Origin of the sequence: Paraburkholderia sp. (assembly GCF_035656215.1) — a bacterium.
Taxonomy (GTDB): Bacteria; Pseudomonadota; Gammaproteobacteria; order Burkholderiales; family Burkholderiaceae; genus Paraburkholderia.
The window spans coordinates 1-9,331 of sequence record NZ_DASRSY010000276.1 but is presented as its reverse complement, the minus strand read 5'-3'; the positions used below and the strand labels follow the sequence as shown (position 1 = coordinate 9,331).

Here is a 9,331-nt window from a genome sequence, read left to right as displayed (position 1 = left end):
CGCTCCAGGTGGCGCCGCTTTTCGGATTGAGGTACTTGGGCGGCTGTGCGCCTTTGGGTTGACCCTTGCTTCCGGCTTTGGCGCGAGTAACCGCTGCCTTTGCCGTTGACTTCAGTTCGCTTGCGCCGTCGATCAGGAATTGAGTCCGGTCTTTCACGGCGGCGATCCACGCAGGTGCACGCCCGTGACCCGTCCAGGTCGCGCCGGTTTTATGGTCACGATATTTGGGAAGCGACTTGCCCGCGCCGGCGGCTTTTGTCTTGCCACTCGCGGCATGACCATTCAAGCCGCGCGCGGCGCGTCTCGCCCTTGCCTTTGCTTCGATATCTGCGGTGGTCAGGCCATGCTTGAGCATCAGGTCGCGAATCTGGTTGACCGCGACTTGTGCTTTCCTGGCAATAAGGACGTCAGCTTGTGCCTGGAGCTTCTTAAGCTTTGCTTGGATTTGCTCTAACGTGGGCATTTGATTGCTCCTTATGTGGTAATCGATCGAACTATGCCATGAATAACGCGAGAAAGGCAGATCTATGCGCCTATAAAGACATCAGGTTTACACGGGAACGCATCCAGTGGAGTACGAACCTTTCGAGTCCACTACTCCATCGCTGCATTCTTTAACCTTTCCAATTGCTGGCCAGCCACTTAAGTCGGAGTAAAAACGACAACCTGGCGATCGGCGATGTACCGTACGCTGCGCACGAACCGGTACTGTTGATCGTCCGCGGTTATCCGGTTGAGTCCCAACTGCGTCAATGCCAGCATCTCATCGGCCTGAAAAGCGGCCACTACACCGTGATCCGTCAAATCCTCCAGGGTGCCGGATGGATTGCCGACATAAACACCGCGTACCTGCGTGCCGATTCGCATCAGCACCACGCTTTCTCCTTCATCGAGCGCCAGTTCGAGATAGCCGGCAAGCGTTCGTAATGAATCCGGCGTGCAGGGCTGGGTCTGATAGATCGCAGCGTTCGATGGCGTCATTCTGTTTCTCCGTCACCCATCAAGAGAAGCCGGCCGCTGTGCAATGCGGCAATAGTCGCTTCTACTATAGGCAAGCATCCGGAGATTCAAAGGACGGCAGTTCATTTTTTTAGCCGTAACCGCGCGTTACCAATCTCGCAGCGCTGTTTCACCTGTGTCCGGACCACCCTTCTACACTCCGAACCGCGCTCTGAAGCAAAGCAGTGGCAACCCGGCAGCAATCGGATGCATCGCACCTGGATACGCGAGAGAAAGGAACGCGAATGGCATGGACGCGGCCGCTGGGGCGGCTATTGAAATGACGCGAAAAAGCACCACTTTAGAAAAACTCAATGGCGGGGTACTTTCAGATGAAAGCTGGTTTTTTCAAGGCCGCTCTTGCGGCAGTTGCATTGACTTCGGCTGCGGTCGGCACGGCGAACGCGGCCGGCTGCATGAAAGGCGCGGTTGTGGGCGGGGTTGCCGGCCACTATGCCGGGCACCACGCAGTAGTGGGCGCGGTGGGCGGCTGCCTGGTAGGAAGACACATGGCGAAGAAACAAGCTGAAGAACGGGCCGCGCAACGTCAGCAAGCGCAAGTGGAATAGCCCTGCCCGCTCACGCGATCCGCAGTCCGCAAGCCGGCAGAATCTCCTGCGTAGTGACGAAACGGTGCTCTTTGACTGCATCGTGAAAGCGCCGGTAATCGCTTTTCTCAAAGACTTCACTCCACCGGGGGCGGTCCCCGGTGTCGTCGTGGGACCGCAAACCGGTGGCTTTGTATTTCCAGGAGCCGAGCCCCTTGGGCACATAGTCCGGAATCGACTCGGACAATCCCGGAATGGCGCCCGTTTTCACTGCTTCGCAAATGCCCTGCAGGCGCTTGTTGTCGTCTGGGTTCCGATTGGTGTCGAGAAGCGTTGTAAGCGCGGCTTTTACCTCTTCCGGCAGTCCGGGCTGGTATTCAAAATCTTCCCGTCCCGCGACGTAGGCGCGCACCGCGCGGCAAGTCATCTCGGCCGCCTGCATGAATTCGGGCAAATTGTGTCTTTCGACGCGAACATTTCTGCCGTCGATGTAATGCCATTTCGCCCACGGCTGGTCGGGATAGTGCAAGGCGGCACCGTGACCAACGGGTAGTGCAAGCGTCAGTACATCTTCCTCGATGCGCTGGACCAGGTGTCGCGTGGCGCGGGTAAGGTGGGCAAGCCAGCCTTCCTGCGTGCAATCTTCCGCCTCCAGCATACGAACGCGGTTCATCGGGCTTTCGATACCGGCGAAGCCCTGGTGGGCCCACGTATCGACGTACGTGTGAAGCGTCACACCCAGGCGGTGCAACGCCGTAACGGTGTCCCGCTGCCGGATCGCCCGGCGAACCACTTCGCGCGCAACGGCGCTATCCGCCCGGCACACCGCCTTATCTTCGAGCGTCTCTCCAACACCCGCAGGCAGAAAATGAAATGGCGTCCACACCAGCCGGTTCTGGTCGTTTTCCGTGTTGGTGTAATCGAATAGCTTGTGCGCGGTGGCAAAACGCTCGAAAGTCTCCCCGCCCGAGAAACGCAGTATTCCTGAAGTGGTTGCGTCATCGACATACTGGCAGGCATGCGCCACGGTGAGCGCCTCGCTGGCTGTCATTCCGCCAGTGCGGGCGACTATATAGACCACACCGTAGTGAAAATCGATGTTCATGGCAGGCGCTCCCAACGCACAACGAATGACGGCCAGATCTTCCGGAATGCGCAAAGCGACTGTTGCGACGACGGCGCAAGCGCAGAAAGTAAACGACCGAGCGCAACGGAACTTTAAAAAAGACTGCGCCCGCGCTCAGCGGCATGCGTAATCGGTCCTGGAACCGACTTTTCCACTATCGTATATGTGTCGATGCTATTCACGCCCGCCGAGTAAGACCAGAACTTCTCTTCTTTTAGAGAACCCGGGCTATTGAAAATACGCAGGTCACTGCGCAAGCATAACCTGCTTTAAAACAGGTGAGCCCACTTGCTCCGCACCGTCCTCGAGCTTCGTCACAGATAGATTTCAACGAGCGCATGCAGTGCCCAGGAAAAGAAAAACCCCGCTTCGATCTCCGGAGCGGGGTTCAGTCTCAGCGCACTTCGCGCCGTATTACTTGACGATACCAACCAGTTCGACTTCAAACGTCAGGTCGCTATTCGGCGGAATCGTGCCGACGCCGCGCTCGCCATAAGCAGTGGCCGCCGGGCAGGTCAGCTTGGCCTTGCCGCCAACTTTCATTTTTTGCACGCCTTGCGTCCAGCACGGAATCACGCGATTGAGCGGGAAGGTTGCCGGGCCGCCATGCTTCGCCGAGCTATCGAACTCAGTGCCGTTGGCGAGCGTGCCGCGATAGTTGACCTTCACGACGTCGTCAGCGGCCGGCTGGGCACCCGTGCCCTGCGTCAGATGTTCAACGATTACGCCGGACGGCAGCTTTTCAGTGGTGGAAGCGGCCATCGCCGTGGAAGAAAGAACAGCAGCGGCAACCAAAGCAACGATAGATTTCAAAGCGAGTCTCCAGGTGAGTGGTGCGCGTCATTGTAGCGGATGACCTGTTCCATGCCGCCGCTCAGCGCTGCAAAAAATCGTCGATGCAGTAGCAAATTGAGCGGCAAGGGCCGTGGCACAGAGAATGCTACTTGCTGACGAGCGGCATGTATCGCCGCCAGCCACGCGCACGCGCGCTATATAAACGACTCGGGTTCGACTTCCCTTGCAGGCGGATGACGATGACCACGGAAAACCTGGAACCGGAACTTGTCGTTGAAGACCCCGCCGAACGCTCCTGGATGAAGCGGCTAGGCCCGGGCCTGATCACCGGCGCCGCGGACGACGACCCGAGCGGCATCGCCACCTATTCGCAGGCCGGTGCGCAATTCGGCTTCGGACTGTTATGGACGCTGCTGATTACCTACCCCCTCATGGTATCGATCCAGTTGATCAGCGCACGCATGGGACGCGTGACAGGCAGCGGACTCGCAACCAATCTGCGCCGCCACTACCCCGCTCCGTTTTTGTATCTTGCAGTGCTCGTGCTGCTCGCGGCCAACATCATCAATATCGCGGCCGATCTCGCGGCAATGGGCGCCGCCGCCAAACTGGTGATAGGCGGCCCGGTTCAGCTCTACGTTGCGGTGCTCGGCACAGCGTCGCTGCTGATGCAGATATTCATTCCATACCAACGCTACGCCAGTATTCTGAAATGGCTGACGCTCGTGTTGTTCGCTTACGTCGCCATCATCTTCGTGATTCCGGTCGACTGGAAAGCCGTTGGTCTGAGCATCGTGAAGCCGCCGATCCAATTGTCCAGCGGCTATCTGACCACCGTGGTCGCGGTGCTCGGGACAACGATCAGCCCATATCTATTCTTCTGGCAGTCGTCGCAGGAAGTCGAGGAAATCCGCTCGGAACCCGTGCAGAAGGCGCTATTGCGCGCACCGATACAGGCGTCCGCGCAACTGAAGCGGATCAACATCGACACGTGGGTCGGGATGGCCGTTTCGAACGGCGTGGCGTTTTTCATCATGCTTACCGCTGCCGCCACGCTGCATGCGCATCACATCGAAGTCAAAACCACCGCCGACGCCGCCAGTGCGCTCAAGCCAATTGCCGGCAACCTGGCGTTTGCGCTGTTCAGTCTGGGAATCATCGGCACGGGTTTACTGGCATTGCCGGTGCTGGCGGGTTCGGCCGCCTACGCGGCGGCGGGCACGATGAAATGGCGCAACAGTCTCGCGTTGCAGGTGAATCTCGCGAAGCAGTTTTATGCCGTGATCGCCGTAGCAATTCTCGGTGGAATCGCGCTCACGTTCATGCGGCTCGACCCGATCAAAGCGCTGTATTGGAGCGCGGTGATCAACGGCGTCGCGGCCGTGCCGATCATGGCGCTCGTGATGGTCATGGCGGCCAGCCCCAAAGTGATGGGCCAGTTCGCCGTGACTGGCTGGTTGCGCTGGCTCGGCTGGATCGCCACCGCCGCAATGGGGCTCGCCGCAGTCGGCATGTTCTGGCCGACATGATTGCGCGTGGGGACTTATTCGACGTCTTCGCTAAGTAACGGCATAGGACCGCTTCTGGCGATCTCGCGTTGCGTCAGTTGCACGGCTTGCTGCTCCATCCGTTTGAGCAAACCGTCGAGTAAAAGCGCTTCTTCATCGCTCAGACAGGCCGCGAACTCCGTGTTATAGCGCTGCCCACTCACGCGCGCCTGTTCATAAGCGATACGACCCGCTTCGGTCAGGGCAAGCACGGTCACCCGCTTGTTTTCCGGCAGACGTGTCTTCGCAATCAAACCCTTCTTCACCATATTGGCAACGCAGCGGCTCGCCACCACCATGTCGAGCGCGGCCGCTTCGGCGAGCTGCGTCAGACTCGCGTCCGGATACTTGCCGACGAACGCGAGAATGCGCCAGTCGCGCCGGCTAATGCCAAGTTCGCGCCGGAACATCAGGCCGACGCCCTGGGTCGCCACGCGAGCCAGGTTGTGAAGCCTGTAGAGCAGAAATTCGTCGATGTGCTCGGGATGCTTCAGCACGGGTATCGATCGAGGGTCGGTCGCGGGCACGGTGAGCACGTCCAATAAGGGTTTGACGGCCATTATGACGCGCTTTGGCGGCACCGGCCCGGGCGCATTGTGCATTCGCACATATATTTGATTAGGTCAATCGTCAGGTTCGTTTTTAGCATCCGAGCATCTCCCCGGTTTCTCCCACTTCAGGCCGTAAGGCCGCAGACGGTGCTTATAGATGGCGGACACCCGCAACGTTCTCTTCATCATGTGCGATCAGCTTCGCCGCGATCACCTCGGTTGCTACGGCCATCCCTACCTCCGAACCCGTCATATCGACGCGCTGGCCGCGCGCGGCGTGCGTTTCGACAATGCCTTCGTCAGTTCCGGCGTGTGCGGTCCGTCGCGCATGTCGTATTACACCGGCCGTACGATGAGCAGTCACGGCGCCAACTGGAACCGCGTGCCGCTCTCGATCGGCGAAATGACGCTCGGCGAATACCTGCGCCTGAATGGCCGCTCGCTCGCGCTGGCCGGCAAGACACACGTCATGGCCGACGGCAACGGCATGCAGCGCCTCGATATCGCGCGCCAAAGTGCGCTCGGGCAGCGCCTCTCGACCGGTTCGTTCGACGAACTCGACCGCTATGACGGCCACCACGAACCCGGCAAGGAGAGCGGCTATCCCGCCTTTTTACGCGAGCACGGCTACGTCAGCGACAAACCGTGGAGCGACTTTGCGATCAGTGTGGAAGACGACAGCGGCGCAGTGCATTCCGGCTGGAAAATGCGCAATCTGCGCTGGCCGGCGCGAGTGGCCGAGCCGCATTCCGAAACGGCTTACATGACGAATCAGGCGATCCGCTACATCGAAGCGCAAGGCGACACGCCGTGGGCGTTGCATTTGTCGTACGTAAAACCACATTGGCCCTACGTCGCACCGCGCCCTTATCACAACCTGTATTCGCTCGATCAATGCCTGCCGCTCGCGCGCAAGCCCGCCGAACTCGACAATGCACATCCGGTTGTCGCCGCGTATCGCACTCAGGAAGAATGCGTTAATTTCGCCCGTGAAGAAGTGTCGAACACCGTGCGGCCCGTTTATCAAGGTTTGATCCAGCAGATCGACGACCATCTCGGCCAACTGTGGGACACACTCGAACGGCTCGGCCGCTGGCAAGACACCTTGATCGTGTTCACCGCCGACCACGGCGACTTCCTCGGCGATCATTGGCTCGGCGAGAAAGAACTGTTCTACGACACCGTGCAGCGCGTGCCGATGATCGTCTACGATCCGTCGACGCGTGCCGACGCCACCCGCGGCGGCGTCGAAACGCGCTTCATGTCGGGTATCGACGTTGTGCCGACCGTGCTCGACGCACTCGGTCTGCCGGCCTATGAAGAGCGTATCGAAGGAAGCTCGGTTCTCGCGCTCACGCGCGGCGAAGTGGACCGTGCCGAAGGTTGGCGCGATTACGTGGTCTCCGAACTCGATTACAGTTTCCGCGGCGCGCGTCTCGCACTGGAGCGCAAGCCCGACGAATGCCGCGGCTGGATGGTGCGCGATACACGCTGGAAATACATACACTGGCTGGGCTACCGTCCACAACTTTTCGATCTGGCGAACGATCCGGACGAATACGTCGATCTCGGCGCCGACGCGAGTTACGCCATCATTTGCGTGCAAATGCATGCGAAGCTCGCCGACTGGTACGGCGCGTTGAAACAGCGCGTGACGATCGACAACCCGACCGTCGAAAGCAAGACCGACACGCATAAAGACTGGGGGGTCTTTTTCGGCGAGTGGTAGTCCAGGCAATTGGCAGTAAAGGCGAATGCAGCTTCTGGCAAAGTCTCAATCAGCGTCCCGAGACGAGCCTGACTCAGCGCCTCACAAAACCATCATATGCGCCCGGCGCAACGTGCCGGTCCGCCAGGAGACACCATGCAGCGCTCGCCAGCCCTTACGCCCGACGACGCGATTTATCGCAAGATCGCGCGGCGTATCGTGCCGTTTTTGTTCATCTGCTACGTGGTCAATTTCATCGACCGCGTCAACATCGGCTTTGCAAAGCTCCAGTTCCTGCAAGATCTGAAGCTCGACGACGCCGTGTTCGGTCTCGCGGCAGGGATGTTCTTCGTCGGCTATCTAGTGTTCGAGTTGCCGAGCAATCTGCTGCTGGAGCGCATCGGCGTGCGCAAGACGCTCTTGCGGATCATGGTGTTGTGGGGTGCGTTGACGGTGCTGCTGATGTTCGTCAAGAGCGCGGGCATGCTGTATCTGTTGCGCTTTCTGCTGGGCGCTGCCGAAGCCGGTTTTTTCCCCGGCATCATTCTGTACCTCACCTACTGGTTTCCCGATCGGCAACGCGGACGCATCACCAGTCTGTTCATCATGGCGGTGCCGTTGGCAGGCATTATCGGTGGCCCGCTGTCGGGCTGGATCATGGTTCATTTCCACGACATGCTCGGCTTGCACGGCTGGCAGTGGTTGTTCCTGATCGAAGGCGTACCGGCCATTGTGCTCGGCATCATGGCGATGCTCTATCTTGACGATCGCCCCCTGCATGCAAAATGGCTGAGCGACGCGGAGAAGGCTCACATCACCGCCGCGCTCGAAGCGGATCGAAAACAGCGCGGCGCTCACCACGCGCCGCCCGCGCGCCTCACCGATGTGTTGCGCAACCCGCGGATCTACCTGCTGTCGGCAATCTATTTCTGCGTGTTCATGGGACTCAATGCGGTCGGCTTCTGGATTCCGACGCTGCTGCGGCACGTCGGCGTGCAGCAGATCGGCAATATCGGCTGGCTCAGCGGCGCGATTTCGGTTTGCACAGCAATAGGTATCGTGGTGATTGGGCGCAGTTCGGATCGTCACGCCGAACGGCGCTGGCATGTGGCGGGCTGCGGCTTTGCGGTGGCTGGCAGTTTTTTGCTGCTACCGCTCGCTGCGCATAGCATAGCCTTCACCGTCGCCCTGCTGGTCGTCGCCTCGATCTGCATCTATGCGACCCTGAGCATCTTCTGGACAATCCCCACCGCCTATCTGGACGGCGGCGCCGCTGCAGCCGGCATCGCAACGATTACCGCGATCGGCGCGATTGGCGGCGCGGTGAGCCCTTCGCTGGTCGGGATGCTGAAGGCCGAAACCGGCAGCGTCTACGCCGGTTTCGCGGTTATCGCCGTGCTTCTGATCGTCGGCATGGTCGCGCTGCTGTGGGCCGTGCCCGCGCCAGAACGCAAAGGCATGGGCGCGGTGCAGCCGGCTGAGTTGAAGTAAGCACTCGTGCGGGCCGTTAGTTAAGTTAGTTAATCCAGATGACGCACTACGTAATCACCTGCCGCCTCATCGCCGTGCGCCTTGAAGTCCGCGAGTACCGTCTCGCGCTCGCGGACATCGGCGAGCACGGCCGGATCGAGTAGCGCGGTAATCACTTCTTCCCGTTCACGGCTCGCCTCCGCCACCACGTCGCCATAGGGGCCCCAGATCGCGCTCGCGCCGCACGTTTCCCAGCCGCCTGTCGTGCCGACGTGGTTCGATAACAGCACGTACATGGTGTTGTCGAAAGCTCGCGCGGGAAACCAGATGCGTGACTGGTGATAGCCACACTTCACGCTAAAGAGCGCGCTCACGAGATACGCGTGCGCGCCGTTTACCGCGGCGCGGCGCGCGTGCTCCGGAAAGCCGGAGTCGTAGCACACGCCGAGCGCGAGCCGCCATCCGTCGATCTCCAGCATGCAGCCTTGCGTGCCGGACTGGTAAATCTTCGTCTCGCCGCTGTAGAGATGCTGCTTGTGATACGGCTCGATCTGCTCGCCGGAACGGTTGAATATCAGCGAGGAAAT

General features: G+C 59.9%; 10 protein-coding genes. 4 read left to right on the top strand and 6 right to left on the bottom strand.

Annotation, left to right across the window (positions count from 1 at the left end; translation table 11 throughout):
- On the bottom strand, positions 1 to 463 hold a 463-nt coding region (locus tag VFE81_RS15575; protein ID WP_325045452.1), incomplete at its 3' end, for an H-NS histone family protein.
- A gap of 179 nt (positions 464 to 642) precedes the next feature.
- Entirely contained in the window at positions 643 to 981 is a 339-nt protein-coding gene (locus VFE81_RS15570; protein ID WP_325045451.1) for a hypothetical protein, read from the bottom strand.
- Between the two features lie 350 nt (positions 982 to 1,331).
- Here VFE81_RS15570 and VFE81_RS15565 point away from each other — a divergent pair, with 350 nt between their 5' ends.
- Entirely contained in the window at positions 1,332 to 1,568 is a 237-nt protein-coding gene (locus VFE81_RS15565; RefSeq protein ID WP_325045450.1) for a hypothetical protein, read from the top strand.
- A gap of 10 nt (positions 1,569 to 1,578) precedes the next feature.
- Here VFE81_RS15565 and VFE81_RS15560 read toward each other — a convergent pair whose 3' ends face one another.
- Both VFE81_RS15560 and VFE81_RS15555 read right to left on the bottom strand, forming a co-directional pair.
- Complete coding sequence (locus tag VFE81_RS15560; RefSeq protein ID WP_325045449.1) at positions 1,579 to 2,652, bottom strand: DUF6765 family protein; 1,074 nt, start codon at positions 2,650 to 2,652, stop codon at positions 1,579 to 1,581.
- 435 nt (positions 2,653 to 3,087) lie between these two features.
- The gene (locus VFE81_RS15555; protein WP_325045453.1) at positions 3,088 to 3,435 is read right to left on the bottom strand and encodes an FKBP-type peptidyl-prolyl cis-trans isomerase; all 348 of its coding nucleotides are present in this window, start codon (positions 3,433 to 3,435) and stop codon (positions 3,088 to 3,090) included.
- A gap of 272 nt (positions 3,436 to 3,707) precedes the next feature.
- Here VFE81_RS15555 and VFE81_RS15550 point away from each other — a divergent pair, with 272 nt between their 5' ends.
- On the top strand, positions 3,708 to 4,997 hold the full coding sequence (locus tag VFE81_RS15550) for a divalent metal cation transporter (protein ID WP_325045448.1): 1,290 nt from the start codon (positions 3,708 to 3,710) through the stop codon (positions 4,995 to 4,997).
- Positions 4,998 to 5,011: 14 nt separating this feature from the next.
- Here the strand turns inward: VFE81_RS15550 and VFE81_RS15545 are convergent, their stop codons facing one another.
- Complete coding sequence (locus tag VFE81_RS15545) at positions 5,012 to 5,575, bottom strand: MarR family winged helix-turn-helix transcriptional regulator (RefSeq protein WP_325045447.1); 564 nt, start codon at positions 5,573 to 5,575, stop codon at positions 5,012 to 5,014.
- Positions 5,576 to 5,723: 148 nt separating this feature from the next.
- Between VFE81_RS15545 and VFE81_RS15540 the strand changes: the two genes are divergently transcribed.
- Positions 5,724 to 7,295 carry a sulfatase-like hydrolase/transferase gene (locus tag VFE81_RS15540; RefSeq protein WP_325045446.1) on the top strand — a complete coding sequence of 524 codons (1,572 nt, stop codon included), beginning with the start codon at positions 5,724 to 5,726 and terminating at the stop codon, positions 7,293 to 7,295.
- Positions 7,296 to 7,430: 135 nt separating this feature from the next.
- Entirely contained in the window at positions 7,431 to 8,765 is a 1,335-nt protein-coding gene (locus VFE81_RS15535) for an MFS transporter (RefSeq protein ID WP_325045445.1), read from the top strand.
- 29 nt (positions 8,766 to 8,794) lie between these two features.
- Here VFE81_RS15535 and VFE81_RS15530 read toward each other — a convergent pair.
- On the bottom strand, positions 8,795 to 9,331 hold a 537-nt coding region (locus VFE81_RS15530; RefSeq protein ID WP_325045444.1), incomplete at its 5' end, for a carbon-nitrogen hydrolase family protein.

Coding starts and splice junctions, on each gene's coding strand:
- VFE81_RS15565 (WP_325045450.1), top strand. CDS start 1,332: ATGAAAGCTGGTTTTTTCAAGGCCGCTCTTGCGGCAGTTGCATTGACT.
- VFE81_RS15535 (WP_325045445.1), top strand. CDS start 7,431: ATGCAGCGCTCGCCAGCCCTTACGCCCGACGACGCGATTTATCGCAAG.
- VFE81_RS15555 (WP_325045453.1), bottom strand. CDS start 3,435: ATGGCCGCTTCCACCACTGAAAAGCTGCCGTCCGGCGTAATCGTTGAA.
- VFE81_RS15540 (WP_325045446.1), top strand. CDS start 5,724: ATGGCGGACACCCGCAACGTTCTCTTCATCATGTGCGATCAGCTTCGC.
- VFE81_RS15570 (WP_325045451.1), bottom strand. CDS start 981: ATGACGCCATCGAACGCTGCGATCTATCAGACCCAGCCCTGCACGCCG.
- VFE81_RS15550 (WP_325045448.1), top strand. CDS start 3,708: ATGACCACGGAAAACCTGGAACCGGAACTTGTCGTTGAAGACCCCGCC.
- VFE81_RS15545 (WP_325045447.1), bottom strand. CDS start 5,575: ATGGCCGTCAAACCCTTATTGGACGTGCTCACCGTGCCCGCGACCGAC.
- VFE81_RS15560 (WP_325045449.1), bottom strand. CDS start 2,652: ATGAACATCGATTTTCACTACGGTGTGGTCTATATAGTCGCCCGCACT.